General features: G+C 39.2%; 20 protein-coding genes. 13 read left to right on the top strand and 7 right to left on the bottom strand.

The features are described from left to right. Positions 1–136: 136 nt before the first annotated feature. From AC1M9K_RS02105 to gltS, 5 genes are all read left to right on the top strand, one after another. Positions 137–2776, top strand: a complete 2640-nt coding sequence (locus AC1M9K_RS02105) for a bifunctional aconitate hydratase 2/2-methylisocitrate dehydratase (RefSeq protein ID WP_481588371.1) — start codon at positions 137–139, stop codon at positions 2774–2776. 83 nt (positions 2777–2859) lie between these two features. Next, positions 2860–3780, top strand: a complete 921-nt coding sequence (locus tag AC1M9K_RS02100) for a hypothetical protein (protein WP_481588370.1) — start codon at positions 2860–2862, stop codon at positions 3778–3780. 70 nt (positions 3781–3850) lie between these two features. Beyond that, positions 3851–4117 carry a hypothetical protein gene (locus AC1M9K_RS02095; RefSeq protein ID WP_481588369.1) on the top strand — a complete coding sequence of 89 codons (267 nt, stop codon included), beginning with the start codon at positions 3851–3853 and terminating at the stop codon, positions 4115–4117. 229 nt (positions 4118–4346) lie between these two features. Then, positions 4347–4583, top strand: coding sequence for a hypothetical protein (locus tag AC1M9K_RS02090; protein WP_481588368.1), 237 nt, complete (start codon positions 4347–4349; stop codon positions 4581–4583). Between the two features lie 122 nt (positions 4584–4705). Further along, entirely contained in the window at positions 4706–5929 is a 1224-nt protein-coding gene (gene gltS / locus AC1M9K_RS02085) for a sodium/glutamate symporter (RefSeq protein ID WP_481588367.1), read from the top strand. Positions 5930–5978: 49 nt separating this feature from the next. On the opposite strand, the gene AC1M9K_RS02080 is transcribed toward gltS, so the two are convergent. Continuing rightward, positions 5979–6830, bottom strand: a complete 852-nt coding sequence (locus tag AC1M9K_RS02080) for an alpha/beta hydrolase family protein (RefSeq protein ID WP_481588366.1) — start codon at positions 6828–6830, stop codon at positions 5979–5981. 120 nt (positions 6831–6950) lie between these two features. After that, entirely contained in the window at positions 6951–7403 is a 453-nt protein-coding gene (locus tag AC1M9K_RS02075) for a DUF441 domain-containing protein (RefSeq protein ID WP_092766204.1), read from the bottom strand. Positions 7404–7526: 123 nt separating this feature from the next. Here AC1M9K_RS02075 and AC1M9K_RS02070 point away from each other — a divergent pair, with 123 nt between their 5' ends. Next, positions 7527–8255 carry a pseudouridine synthase gene (locus tag AC1M9K_RS02070; RefSeq protein WP_481588365.1) on the top strand — a complete coding sequence of 243 codons (729 nt, stop codon included), beginning with the start codon at positions 7527–7529 and terminating at the stop codon, positions 8253–8255. Between the two features lie 50 nt (positions 8256–8305). Here AC1M9K_RS02070 and AC1M9K_RS02065 read toward each other — a convergent pair whose 3' ends face one another. The 3 genes from AC1M9K_RS02065 to AC1M9K_RS02055 all read right to left on the bottom strand — a co-directional run bounded on the left by AC1M9K_RS02065 (position 8306) and on the right by AC1M9K_RS02055 (position 10203). Then, positions 8306–8749 (bottom strand): GNAT family N-acetyltransferase, encoded by a 444-nt coding sequence (locus AC1M9K_RS02065; RefSeq protein ID WP_035264628.1) that lies wholly within the window; start codon positions 8747–8749, stop codon positions 8306–8308. Positions 8750–8870: 121 nt separating this feature from the next. After that, positions 8871–9173, bottom strand: coding sequence for a type II toxin-antitoxin system RelB/DinJ family antitoxin (locus AC1M9K_RS02060; protein ID WP_180027665.1), 303 nt, complete (start codon positions 9171–9173; stop codon positions 8871–8873). A gap of 106 nt (positions 9174–9279) precedes the next feature. Further along, entirely contained in the window at positions 9280–10203 is a 924-nt protein-coding gene (locus AC1M9K_RS02055; protein ID WP_481588364.1) for an RluA family pseudouridine synthase, read from the bottom strand. A 116-nt stretch (positions 10204–10319) separates the two neighbouring features. Between AC1M9K_RS02055 and tsaE the strand changes: the two genes are divergently transcribed. The 4 genes from tsaE to hfq all read left to right on the top strand — a co-directional run bounded on the left by tsaE (position 10320) and on the right by hfq (position 14301). Beyond that, a complete protein-coding gene (gene tsaE, locus AC1M9K_RS02050) occupies positions 10320–10787 on the top strand; it encodes a tRNA (adenosine(37)-N6)-threonylcarbamoyltransferase complex ATPase subunit type 1 TsaE (RefSeq protein ID WP_179998232.1) in 468 nt (155 codons plus the stop codon). An 8-nt stretch (positions 10788–10795) separates the two neighbouring features. Next, entirely contained in the window at positions 10796–12748 is a 1953-nt protein-coding gene (gene mutL, locus AC1M9K_RS02045) for a DNA mismatch repair endonuclease MutL (RefSeq protein ID WP_481588363.1), read from the top strand. Between the two features lie 6 nt (positions 12749–12754). Then, the gene (miaA, locus tag AC1M9K_RS02040) at positions 12755–13699 is read left to right on the top strand and encodes a tRNA (adenosine(37)-N6)-dimethylallyltransferase MiaA (protein WP_481588362.1); all 945 of its coding nucleotides are present in this window, start codon (positions 12755–12757) and stop codon (positions 13697–13699) included. An 89-nt stretch (positions 13700–13788) separates the two neighbouring features. Continuing rightward, positions 13789–14301 carry an RNA chaperone Hfq gene (hfq, locus tag AC1M9K_RS02035; RefSeq protein ID WP_481588361.1) on the top strand — a complete coding sequence of 171 codons (513 nt, stop codon included), beginning with the start codon at positions 13789–13791 and terminating at the stop codon, positions 14299–14301. A gap of 99 nt (positions 14302–14400) precedes the next feature. On the opposite strand, the gene AC1M9K_RS02030 is transcribed toward hfq, so the two are convergent. Continuing rightward, on the bottom strand, positions 14401–15699 hold the full coding sequence (locus AC1M9K_RS02030; RefSeq protein ID WP_481588360.1) for a peptidylprolyl isomerase: 1299 nt from the start codon (positions 15697–15699) through the stop codon (positions 14401–14403). Then, entirely contained in the window at positions 15699–18173 is a 2475-nt protein-coding gene (locus AC1M9K_RS02025) for an LPS-assembly protein LptD (RefSeq protein ID WP_481588359.1), read from the bottom strand. The genes AC1M9K_RS02030 and AC1M9K_RS02025 overlap by 1 nt, the downstream gene beginning before the upstream one ends. A gap of 119 nt (positions 18174–18292) precedes the next feature. Here AC1M9K_RS02025 and AC1M9K_RS02020 point away from each other — a divergent pair, with 119 nt between their 5' ends. The 3 genes from AC1M9K_RS02020 (at position 18293) to rsmG (ending at position 20713) form a co-directional block, all read left to right on the top strand. Then, positions 18293–19309, top strand: a complete 1017-nt coding sequence (locus AC1M9K_RS02020) for an aminoglycoside phosphotransferase family protein (protein WP_481588358.1) — start codon at positions 18293–18295, stop codon at positions 19307–19309. Beyond that, the gene (gene murU / locus AC1M9K_RS02015) at positions 19306–19995 is read left to right on the top strand and encodes an N-acetylmuramate alpha-1-phosphate uridylyltransferase MurU (protein ID WP_481588357.1); all 690 of its coding nucleotides are present in this window, start codon (positions 19306–19308) and stop codon (positions 19993–19995) included. The genes AC1M9K_RS02020 and murU overlap by 4 nt, the downstream gene beginning before the upstream one ends. Positions 19996–20080: 85 nt before the next feature. Then, positions 20081–20713 carry a 16S rRNA (guanine(527)-N(7))-methyltransferase RsmG gene (gene rsmG, locus AC1M9K_RS02010; protein ID WP_092766213.1) on the top strand — a complete coding sequence of 211 codons (633 nt, stop codon included), beginning with the start codon at positions 20081–20083 and terminating at the stop codon, positions 20711–20713. The last annotated feature ends 8 nt before the right edge of the window (positions 20714–20721 follow it).

The raw sequence follows: 20721 nt of genomic DNA, 5'->3' as shown, positions 1-20721 counted from the left end.
AATGGTCATCACAAAGAAACACTCTTCTTGCATTAACTTTTAACCGGAATTTTAGTAAAATTTAGCAGTCCATATTATTTGCAGGCTTTATAAGCAGGATATTGCAAGTAATTTTTTAAAGAAGAGGAATAACACCGTGCTAGAAGCTTACCGCCAACACGTTGAAGAACGTGCCGCACTCGGAGTCCCACCGAAGCCACTTGATGACGCTCAAACAGCTGCATTAGTTGAATTATTAAAAAATCCACCAGCTGGCGAAGAAGCATTCTTAGTTGATTTGCTTGAAAACCGTGTTCCAGCAGGTGTTGACCAAGCTGCTTACGTAAAAGCTGCTTTCTTGGCTGCTTTGGCGAAAGGTGAAGCGACTTCTCCATTAGTTTCTAAAGAGCGTGCGGTTTACTTACTAGGTACTATGCTTGGTGGTTACAACGTTGCTCCTTTAGTAGAATTATTAGAAGACGCAGCGCTTGGTGCTTTAGCTGCTGAAGCGCTTAAGAAAACACTTCTTGTTTTCGATGCGTTCCATGACGTTGCTGATAAAGCAAAAGCAGGTAACGAAAACGCGAAAGCTGTGCTTCAATCTTGGGCTGACGCTGAATGGTTCACTAGCCGTAAAGACGTTCCAGAAGAAATCAAACTTACAGTTTTCAAAGTTACTGGCGAAACAAATACAGATGACTTGTCTCCAGCTCAAGACGCTTGGAGCCGCCCAGACATTCCGTTACACGCTAACGCAATGTTGAAAAACGAACGTGATGGTATTAAGCCAGAAGTTCCAGGTGAAGTTGGTCCATTAACTCAAATCAAAGAATTAATCGCGAAAGGCAATACTGTTGCTTACGTGGGTGACGTTGTTGGTACAGGTTCATCTCGTAAATCAGCAACAAACTCTGTGCTTTGGTTCTTTGGTGACGAAATCGCTCACATTCCAAACAAGAAAGAAGGCGGTTACTGCTTAGGTTCTAAGATTGCTCCGATTTTCTTCAACACTATGGAAGACGCTGGTGCGTTACCTGTTGAGATCGACGTTGCAAACATGAACATGGGCGACGAAATCACGTTGAAGATTGACAAAGCGACTGCAAAAGTTACAGCGTTCAAAGATGGCGCTCAAATTGCTGAAGCTGAGTTAAAAACTCCAGTACTTCTAGACGAAGTACGTGCGGGTGGTCGTATTAACTTGATCATTGGTCGTGGTTTGACTACTAAAGCACGTGAAGAATTGGGTCTTCCTGCTTCTGACTTGTTCCGTACTCCAGTGCAACCAGCTGCAACTGGCAAAGGCTTCACGCTTGCTCAGAAGATGGTTGGTCGTGCTTGTGGTCTTCCAGAAGGTCAAGGTGTACTTCCAGGTACTTACTGCGAACCTAAGATGACAACTGTTGGTTCTCAAGATACAACAGGTCCAATGACGCGTGACGAATTGAAAGACTTAGCTTGCTTAGGTTTCTCTGCTGACCTCGTAATGCAATCTTTCTGTCATACTGCTGCGTATCCAAAACCAGTTGACGTTCAAATGCAACACACGCTTCCTGATTTCATCATGAACCGTGGTGGTGTATCACTGCGTCCAGGTGACGGTATTATCCACTCTTGGTTAAACCGTATGCTTCTTCCAGATACAGTAGGTACTGGTGGTGACTCGCATACTCGATTCCCAATCGGTATTTCTTTCCCAGCGGGTTCTGGTCTTGTAGCGTTCGCTGCAGCAACTGGTGTTATGCCACTTGATATGCCTGAATCTGTACTTGTGAAGTTCAAAGGTAAAATGCAACCTGGTATCACTTTACGTGACCTAGTACATGCGATTCCTTACTACGCAATTAAAGAAGGTGACTTAACTGTAGAGAAGAAAGGTAAGAAAAATATCTTCTCTGGTCGTATCTTAGAGATCGACTTATCAGAAATGGAAACAGACTTAACTGTTGAGCAAGCATTCGAACTTTCTGATGCTTCTGCTGAACGTTCTGCTGCTGGTTGTGCGATCACACTTTCTGAAGAGAAAGTTGCTGAATACCTTCGTTCAAACATCACAATGTTGAAGTGGATGATCTCTGAAGGTTATGGCGATGCTCGTACTATGGCACGCCGTGTTGAGAACATGGAAAAATGGTTAGCGAACCCATCACTTCTTAAAGCTGATGCTGATGCTGAATACACGAAAGTGTATGAAATCGACCTTGCTGACATCAAAGAACCTATCCTTTGCTGCCCGAACGATCCAGATGATGCAAAACTTCTTTCTGACGTTCAAGGCGACAAAATTGATGAAGTATTCATCGGTTCTTGTATGACGAACATCGGTCACTTCCGTGCAGCTGGTAAACTTTTAGACAAAGTACCTGGTGGTTCTTTATCTACTCGTCTTTGGTTAGCTCCTCCAACTCGTATGGACGAACGCCAATTGATGGAAGAAGGTTTCTACAATACTTATGGTAAAGCTGGCGCGCGTACAGAAATGCCAGGTTGTTCATTATGTATGGGTAACCAAGCACGTGTAGCTCCAAATACAACTGTTGTATCTACTTCTACTCGTAACTTCCCGAACCGTTTAGGTCAAGGTGCGAACGTTTACTTGGCTTCTGCTGAGCTTGCATCTGTTGCTGCGGTACTTGGTAAGTTGCCAACGCCTGAAGAATACCAACAGTATGCTGCTCAAATCGACAGCATGTCTGCGGATATCTACAAGTACTTGAACTTCGATCAAATGAGCGACTATACAGACGCTGCTAAAGACGTTGATACGAAGAAAATTGCTGCTGCTCAATTGTCTTAATTGATTAATAATTAAGCAATAAGCGGTATAAGATAAGGGCTGAGTAATCAGCCCTTATTTTATATAAATAAAAAGTCAATATTATGAACCCATTAAGTTTATTAATGCTCGAAAATTTTTCTAAGCTCAGTAATTCTTTTATTAATCTGATTAAATTTGGGGCAGGTATAGGTGGTGTAGGATTAGTTTATTATTTATTAAAAATAGGATATCTACCAAGTGAATTTGCACTAGGTGATGGAATACTTTTACTTATGCTATCGACTGTAATAGGTATAATTTTTTGTCTTATTTTCTTATTATTGTGGATGCAAGGTAAGGCTTTTTTTGATCTTATATTTTTAATTTATTCATTTTTACCACATCAAGTAAAAAGCTATATTAAAGAGAAGATAAATATTAAAAATCCTATAATTATTCCTAAAGTTGAAAAAATTAATAATTTTTTTATCTATCCAGTCGCCATACTTTTTTTGTTAATAGTATATGTTAAAGAGAACTCTTTAGGATTACTGTTTTATGGGTTGGTTAGTATATATTTCTATATATTTTATATATTAATTTACAATGTCTCTTTGGAATATAACTATCTTGCTAAAATTCTGCATAATGAGTCAAAAATTACAACTGATTATGAATTATTACTAGAAAATCAACGTAGAGAAAAAAAGAATGTATTATCAATTCTTCTGATGGCTTTTTTAATAGTTCCGTTTGTAATGGGTGGTCAATATAATGTAATTGAAAAAATAATCAACTTCTCAATGGAAAAATCAAATGTTAGAGTTATGAAAAGTAGAATTTATGTAAAAAATGAGTTTTCAAATTTGATTTTAAAAAAGAAAAATGTTGATGAAGGATATACAGAAATTGTTAATGTCGATATTTTATTTAGGGGTGGTGGTAAAAATACATTTATTGGTTTTGTAAAAAATGGAAAGTATATAAAAATGGAAATACCTAATGATTCTATTTTAAGCGTTTATCATATCAAAAATAAATAATTTTTTATTCAAGTATGCTTTAAATAAGATCTTTGTTAGATTAGTCGTAATTCTAAAATTGAATCCGTATATGTCCTCACAATCCCGTTTCCTCTGTATCGGTGGTTTCCTCAACGGAACTCAAGTCAAAGACCAAGGTGACAGCTTTGTTTGTATGACCAATGGAAAGAGTAAAACTTATACAAAGATGGTCATTTTCCATCAAGAAGCATGGGATCATGACTACTATGTGTTTGAAAATATCACTGAACAGCAAGCCAAAGAGTGGGTGTTTCAAAAATACGGCGAAACCGTCATTTACCGAAAAAGAAAGCCCATGAAAAAGCCCCGTAATTAAAAAATTAACGGGACTAGTCGTACCACTCACGTGATACTCATATAAGGCTCATCTCATACTGCCTGCATTAAAACACATTCACACAGATTCGTCATGCTGAGTCGAATATAAATTCAAATCGACTACTGTGAAAAGCTTACAAGCCCATAACCATAAATAAAACAGACAGCAACAATCCAGAAAGGTGAAATAAATAGAATAAGCGAAAAATGAACACAGCATGAATATAATGAAAAGCATACTCACATTAAGTTTAATCAGTCTATCGCTCATTGCATGTTCAAGTGTGGAGATTAAAAATTATGATCCAGAAGAAGATGCACGTTATCAGAAATATAAAGATGAAACAGTAAATATGTCTGAATATGATAAACAACGCTATTACAATCAGCATCACTTAGGTGTAGTCGAGCCAAATCGAGTTCGCGAATCAATTCGAGAACAAAGAAGAAAACAGGCGCAATAAACCAACAGGGCAGTACAAATAAATGTACTGCCTATAAATCACTGGAAAATTACATTTCAGTAGCTGAATAAAGCAAAATTCTTTGTGAAAATTGATTAAAATTAAAACATTAGGGAAATACAATGAATTTTGAAGTTGATGCCTTTGGCACCATCGTGATTGCCGTATTTTTTCTATTTATTGGGCGCTATCTAGTCAACCGCGTCCAATTCTTTAAAAACTACAATTTACCTGAACCTGTGATTGGCGGTTTGGTCGCAGCAATTACAGCATTCATCTTATTTAAATTCTTTAATATTAGTGCCACCTTTGATGCGAAAATTCAAAGCATTTTAATGCTGATGTTCTTTACCTCTGTGGGCTTAGGTGCAGATTTTGTTAAATTAAAAGATGGTGGTAAAGCCCTATTTATATTTTTGTTCTGTGTGATTGGATTTGTGATCGTTCAAAATATTGTTGGGGTGAGTTTAGCGACGGTATTAGGTTTAGATCCGCTCATCGGTTTAATTGTAGGTTCAATCACCTTAACGGGTGGTCATGGGACGGCAGGTGCATGGGGCCAAGTGCTTGAAACCCAGCATGGCATTCAAGGTGCTATTGTATTGGGTATGGCAAGTGCGACCTTTGGTCTGATCATTGGTGGTATCGTGGGTGGTCCAGTTGCTAAATTTTTAATTAAACGTCATCAACTGGCTGACAAAATTGACAATGATCAAAACGAATCACAATTGGATGATCAGTTAAAATCTGCACCATTTGAATATCCAAAAAAGACACGATTAATTACTGCAAGTAATGCGGTTTCGACCCTTGGTATGTTTGCACTTTGTATATTCACGGCAAACTTAATGACAGATTTTAGTCAGGGTAAATGGTTTGAGCTTCCAACCTTTGTTTGGGCGCTAGGTTCAGGTGTGATTTTGAGAAATCTGCTTGAACATGTATTCAAAGTAAATATCTTTGATCGTGCGATTGATGTGTTTGGAAATGCATCGTTATCGCTCTATTTATCTATGGCATTGTTATCATTACAACTGTGGTTATTAGCAGATTTAGCAGGTCCGTTAGTCACGATTCTGATTGTGCAAATGCTGGTATTGATTTTATACACTGCTTTTGTGACATTTAAGGTGATGGGGAGCAACTACGATGCTGCGGTTTTATCAGCAGGTCATTGTGGTTTTGGTATGGGTGCGACGCCAACGGCTATTGCCAATATTCAAGCAGTAACCAATACCTATGGTCCTTCACACAAAGCATTCTTACTCATTCCACTCACAGGTGCATTTTTCATCGATATTGTAAATGCGATAGTGATCCAGCTCTCCATTGGGATATTGGGATAGACTAAGTTTAAAAAAACCGCCTTAAAGGCGGTTTTTTACTTATGGAGATTTATATATGCAGTTGAGATTCAATCATCGGCCAAATATTTTGATGCGACTGTTTGAACATCATCATGTGTCCAATCGCTTTATGGCCAAGCTCTTTGGGTTTGAGTTCGATCGCTTCAGTAGGCGCATTAGGATATAAACGAAGTAAATCCTGAACATTTGCTTCGGTTGCAATCTCATCATCACTTGCCCAAATAGCAGTGACAGGAATTCGTATCTCTTGGTGATAGTCTTGGTCTAGGGCAACCGTTTTGCCAATCGCATTAATAACATAGCCTGGTTGACTACAAAATTGAGCCCAGTCACGTGCAACATCTTTCGGTAGATTTTCCCCCATACCAATGGCTTGGGTAGGGCCGTAACCGAGCGTCATACGTGCGAGAGGAAAAATACCTTTAAACATCACAGGGGCAAGTAGTTTCGTACGACCTTTGAGCCCTTTTACATGCCCAGTCGAACCTGCAATTGCAACGACTTTTGCAACTTTATCATGGTTAGGGGTAATCCCAATCAGTTGTCCGCCAGCGCTGTGACCGACAAGAATGACTTGCTTGGCATGGGTGAGTTGTAAGAGTTGATCAATCGCAGCGGGAATATCTAACTGTCCCCATTGCACAATACTTGCTTTGGATTGCTTCAATGGGCCATAAAGAGAAGCACCAATACCACTAAAATCAAACACCATTACGGCATAGCCTTGATGGTTAAGCCATTCGCAAAATCGATGATAAAACTTTTGAGTAATTCCAGTGGCAGGGCACACCAAGACAGGAAGACGCTTTGAATGCTCGGCAGGAAAAAAGGTAGCAGCAAGTTCGTATTGATCCTGACGAATAATTTTAATTTTTTGCATAATTTAAACTGTGCAAGTATCCGTAATCAAAATACTTTACCGCAGTTCTAAAAAATCAAACCAACAAATGATGACTGTTGCGTTTGTGAAATGACTGTTCAGTCGTTAAAGCAACCTGTTTCAAGAAGTGCCAATAATAATGGAAAGTATTCCTGCTGCAATTAAAGGTCCAACGGGGACACCACGTAAAATAGCCACACCTGCTACAGTACCAATGAGCAGTCCAGCGACAATATTTGGCTGATTCGCCATAAGCGTTACGCCTCGACCACCTAACCATGCCACCAGTAACCCGATTCCAATGGCTAAAATTGAGTTTAAGCTCAAGAATGATTTGAGGATATCTTTACCCGGAATGGTGCCACTGGCAATTGGCGTAAGTACGCCAATAGTGAGGATAATAATGCCGATATTTAAACCATGCTGTTGAAGCAATGGAAAATACTCGTTTAAAGGGGTGATACGAAAAACAATAAGTACTGCGACTGCAATTGTGACAGCTGTATTTTGACTGAATATTCCACATGCCAATAAAATGATTAGAACGATTAAATTGAGGTCTAATTGAGACATAAAGAAGATCCAGTGCTTATCAGGACAGTACTTGAAAGTTATAATAGTTTAACTGATTTAAAGTCTGCATTCAGATGACATACTTTAAATTTCAACGAATATTGTAATTAATGGAAGTGATTCATGGTTCTGGAAAAAATGTTACAGTCTCAAGGCTTTGGATCACGAAAATATTGTCAACAATTAATTAAATCTGGTGCAGTGGTCATTGATGGTAATGTGATCACGGACCCGAAATATAAACTGAAGCTTCAGGAACTTAGTTTCCACGTGTATAACGAGGAATATACTTATCGTGAAAAAGTTTATATAGCACTCAATAAACCTGTAGGTTATGAATGCTCGCATCAAGCGACGCATCACTTCAGTGTATTTGAATTGATCGATGACATATTGTTGCAAAGGGGAGTGCAAACAGTCGGACGTTTAGATCAAGACACGACTGGTATATTGTTACTTACAGATGATGGACAATTTCTGCAAGCGCTGACACATCCTAAAAAACATGTTCCTAAAGTTTATCAAATGCATACAGCAGATCCAGTCACTGAGCAGCAAATCATTCAATTGGGTCAAGGTGTAGAGCTTCGCAATGAAACAGGATTGTTTCAAGCAACAGACATTCAACTCATAAGCGAACAACACCTACAATTTACAGTGCATCAAGGCGTTTATCATCAAGTAAAGCGAATGGTTGCTGCTGTGGGAAATCGTGTTGAATCATTGCATCGACTGCAAATTGGACAATTAAAATTAGATCAGCTTGCTGAAGGTGAATATTGCTATCTCACTGAACAGCAAATACGCGCCGCAAAAAATCAAAGTCCTGATGCTCAACTCCTTAAGATTTAAATCATCAATGCTAAAGACTCTATTCTCAAGACGATATGTTATGTAATGCCTTAAGATAGAAAGCAATGATAGGTTTGGAATTCATTGTCTTTGACGAAGCCCATCTTTTCGTAAAGTTGGTGAGATTGAAAGTTACTTCGTTGTGTCTCTAATGAAATTCGACTGGCTTTTTCGGATTGTGCAAACAAAATTGCAGTGTCAATGAGTTGTTTGGCTGAACCTTGTCTTCTATAAATTGGAGTGACATATACATCATCTAAAATGTAGTAGCTTGAACAAGCATGGGACGAAAAACCTAGATAAAGAATCACGAACCCAGTGATTACATCATTTTTGATGTGAATAAAAATAACACTTTGTTGGTTTTCGAATCGCTGTTTTAGAAAATCATAGGATTGTTGAATATTGGATGATGCACCATAAAACTGTCGGTATTCATCAAAAAGTACAGCGAGTTGATTGAGATCTTCTGTTGTGGCTTTCCGTACTATCACTGTTGAGCTCTCCTCAGATCATTATTTTTAATCTTGTTATGATGAAGAGCTAAACATATTTGCGCAGGGCGCTGTAAATTAAATTGTTTAGAAATACGACAAAGTTAACTTATGTCAAAAATTAATCTTTATCGCTTTCACCCAAAAGTGCATTCAATTCTGCAAAAAAATCGTCGTCATCTAAACTCGAAGTTGTAGTATTGGATTCTTGTTGTTCTTGCTTAAGCTTTTTGAGTTTCAACAATTGATCCATGTTGATCGTTTGATTTTCGATTGCAAAAGGAATGGACTTTGTCAGTACAACTTGTTTGAAAAATAAACGCACTGCTTGCGCTGGTGTAATCCCCAATTGCTTAAAAACTGCAAAGGCTTGTTTTTTTTCTTGTGAGTCAAGTCGGACTTGATAAACTTCTGTTTTTCTCATGAATTAAAACCAAACGACTCTAAATTTAAGTGCTTATTTTAATCTAAGTAAATGTAATTTCAATGTCTGAACGTGAAAATTATATAAATTTGTCATTACAATGAATCTACAATGTCAGTGTTTGCGTGCTTTTAAAGTGCATTTCAATATTTAATATCGGATCAATAAATTGAAGCTCATCAGCAAGTAATTGCAACGGAGCACTGAAATCATCCTCAGCTTTATGCGCGATTAGCGGATAAAAAGGATCATTTTTGATTGGAATGTTGAGCGCATTGAGGTGAACGCGGAGTTGATGTTGCTTACCGGTCAGTGGTTTCAAAATATATCGTCCCCACTGTGAATTGTGTTCTATCAGGTCAATTTCAGTGACAGAATTGGTGACGCCTTCACATACTTTCATTATATAAAATGGATTTCCCTTTTCCATGCGCAATTCTACTGTTTGTGGAAAGACTAAATCTTTTGAGTAAGGTGCGATGGCTTGATATGTTTTGGATACCTTTCGATCTGCAAAAAGTTGTTGATAGACTCCGCGACTTTCGACTTTTTTTGAAAATAAAACAACACCTGCTGTTTCGCGGTCTAAACGATGAATCGGTGTGAGATGAGGATTATCAGTGAACTGCTTTAATCTCACCAATAAGGTTTCTTGAACATATTGACCTGTCGGACTCATGGTTAAAAAATGAGGTTTATCCACCACGAGCAGATCATCGTTTTCGTATAAAATTTTTTCCTTAAACGGAACATGAATTTCGTTTGCTAAAAAACGATAATAAAAAATATGAGAATTAGGTTGATACGCCGAGTTGATGGAAAGTTTGTTGCCATCTGCATTATAAATAAGACCATCTTGAAAACGTTGTTGCCACTCCAGTGCGTCTATATGAGAAAAGGCTTGAATGAGAAAATCATAAATCGTAATTGGGGAGATTTGTAGATTTGGAAGAAATACTTTGCTGGCTGTTACACCATTGATCATCGGTGGCGTAAAACTTGGGGCACTTTCTGAATTTGATTTTGGCATAACAAGACAACAGAATAAAAAAATGATCAGATGAATGAGTTTTTGAACAAGTCTAGATAGGCACTGTTCAGGAGCATGCTATTATACCTCTTCAACAGATGTCTAATGTGATCCAGATGCAATATTCTTTTCAACTCAACTTAAATGATGAAGCAGATACTCAAAAATTAGCTGCATGTTTAGGGCAGTGTATTGAAAAGGGTGTCATATACCTCATTGGAGATTTGGGTGCGGGTAAAACCACCCTGACGCGTTATTGGCTACAAAATTTAGGTCATCGTGGTGCGGTTAAAAGCCCGACTTATACACTGGTTGAACCCTATAAAATCAATCAGCAGGATGTCTTTCATTTTGATTTGTACCGTTTGAATGATCCTTATGAACTTGAGTTGATGGGTATTCGTGATTATCTGGATATTGCTGATGCGCTATTCTTGTTTGAATGGCCCTCTAAAGGTGGTGACGAAATTCCAAATGCAGATGTTATCTTGAATATTGAGAAATCTGATGATGAATCAGTACGTCATGTCACGATTTCTTCAAATGATGAAGCTTTACTAGCAAAATTAAAGACACAGTTTTAAATAATTCTATGGCGCATGATCTTAGCTTGAATCGAATTCAAACCTTATCTCCTGCATTAGCAAACCAAATTGCTGCGGGAGAGGTAATTGAACGTCCTGCATCAGTGGTGAAGGAACTTCTAGAAAACTCCATTGATGCAGGTGCGACTGAATTAATCATTCGAGTCGAACAAGGCGGTAGTACGCTGATTGAGATTATCGATAATGGCAAAGGAATTCATCCTGAGGATCTTCCGCTTGCGGTCATGCGTCATGCGACCAGTAAAATTCAAACTGCTGAAGATTTACATGCAATTGTGAGCTTAGGTTTTCGCGGAGAAGCCTTGGCTTCCATTGCTGCTGTTTCGCGCTTGACCTTGACCAGTAGTCGTGATGATTCAGGAATTGGTTATCAGGTCGAAGTAAACGGCACGGCCTTTGATCATCAAGAGATTCAAGCTGTTGCTACTCAGCAAGGCACACACATACGTGTACAAGATTTATTTTTTAATGTGCCAGCAAGACGAAAGTTTTTAAAAAAGCCAAATACGGAATTTGGTCACATTGAAGAAATCGTACGGCGCTTAGCCTTAACGCATTTCGATATTCGGATTGTGCTGGAACATAATGGTACTATCCGTTTAAATTTGCCTGTCGCAGACAGTGGTCAACTCAGATTTCAACGTGTACAGCAGCTTTTAGGCCGACAATTTACGGAAAATGCGTATTGGATCGATGCTGATAGTGTCAATATGCGCTTATCAGGATGGTTAGGTCATCCTTCTGATGCTCGAGCACAAAGTGATTTGCAGTATGTGTACGTCAATGGTCGTATCGTAAAAGATAAAACAATCTCTCATGCTTTGCGAATGGCCTATGATGGCATCTTACATGGGCATCAACATGCAGCTTATTTGTTGTTCTTAGAAGTTGATCCTGAATTTATTGATGTGAATGTGCATCCGACTAAGCATGAAATTCGTTTTTTGAATCAACGTGAAGTACACGAATTTGTACGTCATTTTGCCAAAGAAACATTGTCGCAATTTCAGACTGCGACTGCGGATTTAGCCCAAGCTTTAAAGCTTGATCAAGATGTCATCGCACCATCAGTTCAGCTACCACGTTATCAAGAGCAATTTAATTTGCATCAAAATGCTCAAGCATCGCCCCCTATGTCCCAGACGTTGCAGGAATCGAGTCATGAGGGGTATTTAACAGATTTTAGTGTTAAACAGCCTCAATCAGTTCAATATAGTGCGCCGAGCCAGCCTTATTCAAATTCTAATATCAGTAATGCACTCAAATCTTATTTGGCACCTTTGAAAGATACGTCATCTAATTTTGAAGTTCCTCATGATGCTGAGATGGAATCAACATCGTCTAGAGTTGATGAGTTCCCCTTGGGGATTGCAATTGCACAACTTCATGGAATTTATATTCTGGCGCAAAATTCTGAAGGTTTGATCATTGTGGATATGCATGCTGCGCATGAGCGAATCTTGTTGCAGCAAATGAAATCTGCTTGGGATAAACCTGAATTTTGGACATCACAGCAGTTGCTTATTCCAAAAGTGATTTCAATTACACGTATGCAAGCCACGCGTATCGAAGACCTTAAGCCTCAGTTGGCGCGGCTTGGTTTAGAAATTGATCAATATGGCGATGAGCAAGTGATAGTGAGAGGTGTGCCTGCTATTTTGCACAAAGCTGATTTTAATGCATTAATCCCAGAACTTTTGAATGATCTTGATCCCAATGATGAGGCCAGTGCTTTACAACAAAAAAGAGACCATATCTTGGCAGGGATGGCATGTCATGGCGCAGTGCGTGCGCATCGAATGTTAAGTATTTCTGAAATGAATGCACTTTTGAGGCAGATGGAACAAACTGAGTTTGCAAGTCAATGTAATCATGGACGACCGACTTGGAGAGCTTTTCCACTTAGTCAATTAGATAAATTATTTGCTCGAGGAGAGTAATTGTACATGTCAAATCAAATGCCAGTCATCAACTTAATGGGGCCGACTGCGAGTGGGAAAACTGCTTTGGCATGCGAGCTATATGAGCGCGGTAATTTTGAAATTGTTTCAGTGGATTCTGCGTTAATCTATAAGGATATGGATATCGGTTCGGCAAAGCCATCAAAAGAAGAGCAGGAACGATATCCACATCACTTGATTGATATTATTACACCGCTCGAGGTTTATTCGGCAGCTCAATTCGTTGAAGATGCATCGCTGCTGATTGATGAAATACATTCACGCGGTAAGACCCCAATTTTGGTGGGTGGGACGATGTTGTACTACAAAGCACTGTTGGAAGGCTTGGCAACTAATCTCCCTAATGCTGATGAAAAGGTACGTCAACAAATTGAAAATGAAGCCATGGCATTGGGTTGGGAGGGCGTCTACGAAGAGTTAAAACGTGTCGATCCTATGGCAGGTGAGAAGTTTAAAATGAGTGATCGTCAGCGCATTATACGCGCGCTAGAGGTCTATCGTCTGACAGGTCGACCTATCACTGAGCTTCAAGCTGAACAGCCTAAAAAACAGCCATATCGTTACAATTTTCATAATTATGCGCTATTACCTGATCGTGTAGAATTGCACAAAAGAATTGAACTGCGCCTAAAAATAATGTGGGATATCGGTTTTTTAAATGAGGTGGAGTATCTGATTGAAAAATACGATTTAAACGATAATTTGCCATCGGCGAGATCTGTTGGATATCGCCAAGCTTTAGATTTTCTTAAAAATAGTGATAGAAGTCTCAAATCTAAGCAAGATATGGAAGACAAGTGTTTGTTTGCAACACGACAACTTGCTAAACGTCAATACACTTGGTTACGTTCTTTGCAAGAAGCGCACAGTTTTCAAACTTTTTTGACGATAAAGCAAGCTCAAGAAGACTTGCGAAACTTATATGGATAAAGCAAAATTTACTCACTATCTTTTTTATAAATTTTAATTGAAAAATAAAGATAGTTTTTTTGCGCTGATTTTATTTTTTGGAGTATAACATGTCTAAAGGTCAAACTTTACAAGATCCGTTCTTAAACTCTCTCCGTAAGGAACGTATTCCAGTTTCAATCTTTTTAGTCAACGGTATTAAATTACAAGGTCATATCGAATCATTTGACCAATACGTTGTATTATTAAAAAACACGGTAAGCCAAATGGTTTACAAACACGCTATTTCAACAGTTGTACCTGCACGTAATCCACGTCCTGCTGGTGCTCCTGCAGGCGCTCCTGCTGGTGCTCAAGGCGGCTTCGGTGGTCAACAAGGTGGCTTCGGTGGTCAAGGTGGCTTCGGTGGTCAAGGCGGCTTCGGTGGTCAAGGTGGCTTTGGCGGTCAAGGTGGCTTTGGCGGTCAAGGTGGCTTCGGTGGCGGTCAAGGTTTTGGCAGTCAAGGTGGCTTCGGTGGTCAAGGTGGCTTCGGTGGTCAAGGTGGCTTTGGTGCGACTTCTACACCAAACTTTGATGGCGAAACAAAATTTGATGATGCTCAAGAAGACGAAAACAATCGTTAATTTTTGAGTAATCAAAAAGGCACCTGATGAAGGTGCCTTTTTTATGTGAACAGCCAAAAAATTAAAGCCCCCATAGTGGAGGCTCTTAATTAACAAAAATTAGTTTTGGTTGGGTTGTTTAATTTCAACGTATGTACTTGCGCGAAGCTCTCTTAACCAGCCATCTAACTCTGCATCAAATTGACGGTCACCAAGAATTTGGCGCGCTATGCGTTTTTGCTGTTCCTGAGTCATGTCTTGCTGACGTGCATCAGTAACTTGCAAAATATGCCAACCAAACTGTGTTTCAAAAGGTTCACTGACTTCGCCAATTCTCGCAGTCTGCATTTTTTGATCAAACTCTGGCACCATCATACCTGGTGACACCCAACCTAAGCTACCACCATCACGTGCAGAGCCTGGATCATTAGAATAAGTTGCAGCAAGAACTGCAAAATCATCACCTGCCTTTACACGGCTATAGATACTGTCAATAGTGTGTTTGGCATTTTCAGGGCTCACCACTTCAGAAGTCTTAATCAGAATATGGCGAGTTTGGTATTGTGGCACAATTGTCTTTTTCTCATTTGACTTGCGCTCTAAGAGTTTCAACAAGTGGATGCCATCTCGAGCCTGAATTAAATCAGTAGTATTGCCTGGTGAAACTAAAGCGATACTCGATGCAAGTTCTTCTGGAATATCTGCGATTGAGCGCGAGCCCATATCTGCACCTTCAACTTTAATTGTAGATGTAGAAAATTGTTTCTGTATCGCATCTACATCATTCGAAGCTTGAAGTGCATCTTGAACTTGTTGCGCGACTTGAGTGAGTTCTTGTTGAGAGGCTTCACCAGAAATTCTGAAGTGAATCACGTGAGCTTGAGTACCCACAGCAGCTTGACCTTCCGGTGATTTGAGGAAGTTTTCAACATCTTGGTCGCTGATTTTGATGCGTGACATCACTTGTTGTTGACGTAAGCGCTGAATAGCAAGATCATCAGCGACTTTAGCACGTAGGTTTTCATAAGTGCCTGGAGCCATACGGTCAAGCTTTTGCTGGAAGTCTTCTAGGCTATTACTGTTCGACTGGCGAGCAACATTAAGTACAGCATCATTTAAAGTTTTTTCATCAACTTGAATGCCATAGCGTTTTACTTGTTCAAGTTGCGCATTTTGGATGATAAGTTTATTCAGAGCTTGATTTTCAAGTACCTGAAGTGGTGGTACATCCTGTTTTTGAGCTTTAAGCTGATGTTGTAGCTCAGCGACACCTTGTGCAATGTCACTTTTTAAAATGGCGCTTTTGCCAACAATAGCAACGATTTGATCTGATGGGTTTGCATAACTTGACACTGATGCAGAAATAACAAGTGCTAACGCTGAAGCTTTAAAGAGTTGTTTTAAATTTTGCATCTTCATTAATTCGTCCAATTTTGTTTAACTTTATCGAAACCCAAGATTCGATTTTCCAGTAAAGAGTTTAACTTACTGTTTAAGCCACCAAGTCCTTTAAGTGTAAACTCTGCCATTACAGCACGTTTTTGTTTGGTGTCTGGTGCATTAACATCATCTAAGTCATTGTAATAAGAGCGACCATAGACCGAAACACCCCAGCAGCACGACTCATAATTAATACCTAAAAGGTACTCGCGTGCAACACTGTTGTCTAGATCATATTGCATATGACCCATCAAATTCCAATTACCTTTCACAGGTTGTATAAAGGATGCTGTAACTTGGTCATAGTGGTCTTGACGATCTTCAAGTCGCTTACGATTAAAATAACCAAAGTTGTATAGGTTACCTTGATCACCTGTGTAATACACTTGTAGATCACGTTGAGCATTATCTCCGTTAGACATCCACATTGAGTTTGCATTCACAGTAAAGTTCTGAGAAAGCTGGCTGGCAATGCTGATCACAGGACCAGTTTGACGCTCAGTATTAAATGGGTCATTTTGACTATTATTCAAAGTCACCTTACGGTCTTCAAAATAGTAACTTTGTCCGATGCTGGCACGTAAACGTTCTAATCCGATTGTATCAAAGAGGCTGTAACTTACTCCGAGTGATAAGAAGTTATTATCTTCTAGGCGGTCGTGGCCATAAAAGCGACGTGGATTAAAGAGTTGATCGTAATTCAGGGACGCTGCGGTTGAGTCAAAGTTCGGTGAACTGTTTTGATTTCTGTGTGGTGCATAAGCATAGAATGCACGTGGTGTGATGGTTTGTAAGAATTTTCCATCTTTTTCAAAGATAAGACCAGCATCTAAAGTAAACTCTGGAACTATAACTGCATTATCTTTGGTGTTTTTTCTTTGTTCTTCAGTGATACGATCAATCGTATTTTGATCAAAGAAAGTATTTATAGAGCGAACTGATGCTTGTGGTATAAAGAATGACCACTGATTGCGGAAGTTATATCGAGCAGAAAACTCATTATAAAGACGTGTACCACTTGGTTGATAAATGGTGTCCACATTTGAGTTGTCTGAAGCATTTAAGTCATTAATATCTTTTTGGAAATATGCTGTATCGTTATTAAATTCATATTCCAGTCCTTGCGGATTACCAGTGATATAATTGACGAGCAATTGCGGTAGTCGTGCATAGGGGCGATCAACATCATCAACATCAGGGTCTAGCGTCTGGAAGTCTTCAACTTTGAGTTGCGCGCGTAACCCTGGAATTCCATTCGCGTAATTAAGATCCCAAGCGCGGCGTTGATTTAACTCTGTTCTTGTATTCGGATTGCTGTCTAGATCGGCAAAGAAGTCTTTATCAGAAACATAGTTGTATTCTAAATTGGTCGTCCATTGGTCATTGATTTTCCAATTGTGCACGAGGTGTAAATCTTTACGATCTTCATCATCATATTTACGATCTTGTGCTAAATAACCACCCCAAATACGACCGCCACCATATTGTTCAGTCAGATATCTGAACTCACCCTCAGCCATCAATCCACGACCGCCAATGAAACGTGGGGTTATAGTCGCATCATAATTGGGTGCTAAATTGAGATAAATTGGCGCTTCAAGTTCTAAACCACCATCGTTGGTATAGCCAAAACCTGGGTTTAATAAGCCAGTGGTACGACGATCATCAATAGGGAAATTGAAATATGGCACAGCCAGCACTGGTGTGTTTTTAATATATAGTTTAGTGCCTTTGGTCACGCCACGCCCAGTGTCTTGATTTAACTCAATCGAATTGGCTTGAATCTTCCATGTTGGGCTTTGCTCAGGTGGACACGTGCTATAAGTTGCATTCTGAAGGAGTAAAATATTGGGTGAGGTACGCTCAATATTTTCTGCACGACCATGCCCATGTGTCGCTTCTGAAATATAAAAGCTGTTATTGAGGCGTCCCGTTTGGGTTTTTAAATTGTAGTCAATTTGATCACTTTGAGCCAATAAACCCGCTTGTGCCAACTGTACATTGCCAGAAGCTTTGGCATGAGTTTGAGTATTGTCAATTTTAATTTTATCCGCACGAACCATGCGACCTTGCTGATCGATGATGACATTGCCTTCTAATTCTGAATCACCATTTGGATTGTAATATGCACGATCAGCGGTAATGATCGATGTTGCTTGCTCAGGATCAACTGCTTTAGTATCAGGGCTGATTGGTGTCAACCAAGTTTGAGCACAAAATTTCGAGCTTGGGGAGAATGTGCTACGTTGTTGCGCTTCGGCTGAATTTTTATTGACATAATATTGATCAAAGAAGCGCTGACCAGGGTAGCTTTCTTTAATTGCAGTTTGAAGTGCTTGATTGTCCACCTCAGTTGTACTGTTTTTTGAGTCGGCATAACTTGAGACTGTGCTACCACACAATAAGGTTAAAATAGCAGTCGCCAAAGGGCTGAAAGTAAACTGATGCTTCATTTATATCATTAACCAAGTATGCAAATTGCAATTAATTATTGTCGCATCATAGAGAAAAAACGGATTAGTGGCTACACTTAGCACTTTAAATATTCAGCCTGTACTAGAATTTATAGCAAATGAATACACAACGTGAACAATTGATACATACGTGGGTGCAATCTGTACTTCAATCAGAGCAGTTCGAAATAAAATATTTAGCAGGCGATGCCAGTTTCCGTCGCTATGCGCGAATCACCTTGAATAATAAATCATTTATGTTAATGGATGCACCTCCAGAAAAAGAAGATTGTGTACCTTTTGTGACGATTGATGAATTCTTTGATCGTCATGGTGTTCGTGTTCCACATATTGTTGCAAAGGATTTAGAGCAAGGGTTATTGCTTCTTGAAGATTTTGGGGATGAGCTTTTAGCGAACCATTTAAACAATGACACGGTAGATCAGCATTATTTACAGAGTTTTAAACAACTCATTCAATTACAGTCTATTCATGGTGTGGATCAGTTTCCAGAATATAGTTACGAAAAATTAATCAGTGAAATGGAGTTATTCACAGATTGGTTGCTTCCATCATTAAATATTCGATTAAATGCTGATGAAGAAGGTTTGATTAAGCGTACTTTTGCGATATTGGCAAATGCGGCTTTAGCTCAACCACAAGTGATTGTTCATCGAGACTTTCACAGTCGTAATCTCATGTTGTTGAATGATGAACAAGAACAAGGCGTAATTGATTTTCAAGATGCGGTAATCGGTGCGGATACCTACGACTTGATTTCAATTACACGTGATGCATACGTGCAATGGCCTCCAGCACGCGTAAAACAATGGTTTAAAACTTTCTATGAATTATTACCAGATGATTCAAAAATTGATCGTGATTTAGAGCGCTTTATTCAAGATGCTGACTTCATGGCGATTCAACGTCATTTGAAGATTTTAGGTATTTTTGTGCGATTGTTTGAACGTGATGGAAAGTCGGGCTATTTAAAAGACCTGCCTCGTGTCATGTGGTATTTACTCGAAGAGTCGAAGCCTTACGCTGAACTCACTCCATTTATTCAATGGGTTGAAGATAAAGTGCTTCATGCATTTGAAGCCAAGTATGGTCACTATGAGGTAGTAGCTGCATGAAAGCCATGATTTTAGCAGCGGGTCTGGGTAACCGTATGCGTCCCTTGACGCTTTATAAACCAAAGCCACTGTTGGAAGTGGGTGGAAAGCCTTTAATTGTATGGCATATTGAAAAATTAAAGTCTATTGGTGTTAGTGAAATTATTATTAATTCGGCATGGCTGGCAGACAAATTGATCGGTGCTTTAGGCGATGGTTCTCAGTTTGGTGTGAACATTCGCTGGACGCGTGAAGATGAGGGTTTGGAAACAGCTGGTGGAATCATCAATGCTTTGCCGTTGTTGGGTGAAGAACCATTTATTCTCGTCAATGGGGATGTGTGGACTCAGTTTGATTTTGCTCAGTTACTTGAGCTTGATTTACAAGAAGATCTAGCACACTTGGTACTTGTACCAAATCCGCTACAACATCCTCAAGGTGATTTCACACTATTAGATGGTCGTGCTTATACTTTTGAGCAAGAAAAAGAGGGCGAAAATCTGACTTATAGTGGTATTGCGGTGATTCATCCTCGTTTATTTCAAGGTCTAGAGTGGGGCAAGCGTCCTTTAGCACCTTTGCTTAAAGATGCTATGCACAACCACAGAATTTCTGCTGCAAAAATGGCAGAAATGTGGGTGGATGTGGGTACTCCAGAAAGGTTGATGCAGTTGGATCAGCAAATTCGAGAAGGACAATTTAACTAACTGAGTATTCACTAAGCGTTAAATAGTGTTCCACGATGCATAAAACGGTATACTTTGATTAATTTTATTGAGATGTTTACTGTTTATGCATCCTTTTTTTCATGAGTTACAACAAGGTAGTCAAAAACTAGGTTTATCACTCAGTGATGAGGCGTTGAGTTTATTATTAAAATATCAAGATGCGCTTGTATTGTGGAATAAGGCGTACAACTTGACCGCGATTCGTGATCCTAAAGAAATGTTAGTTAAGCATTTATTGGATAGCCTCAGCATCTTGAAAGACTTGCCTCAAGGGCGATTGCTTGATATCGGTACCGGTGGTGGTATGCCGGGGATGATCATCGCGCTATGTCAACCTGAGCGAAGCTGTGTGCTTCTGGATTCGAATGGAAAAAAAATTCGTTTTCTCAAACAGTTTATTGCTGATCTAAAACTAAAAAATGTTGTGGCAGTTCAAACTCGAGTAGAGAATGAAGAGAGTATTAATGAACTGGGTAAATTCGATGTAATTACCAGTCGTGCTTTCGCCTCACTGACAGATTTTATTACTGCTTCTCGTCCTTTTATGCATGAAAACAGTATTATTGCTTCTATGAAAGGTTTAATTCCTGCTGAGGAAATTGAAAACCATAAAGATGAGTTGAGTTGCGAAATTATTGAGCTTCACGTTCCTCGTTTAGATGAACAACGTCATTTATTGCTACTTAAACAAATTTAAAAATTCTA

The organism is Acinetobacter sp. 24-47-67, from assembly GCF_056779735.1.
Note: the sequence above shows the minus strand (reverse complement) of the source record. Positions and strands in the feature narration are given on the sequence as shown.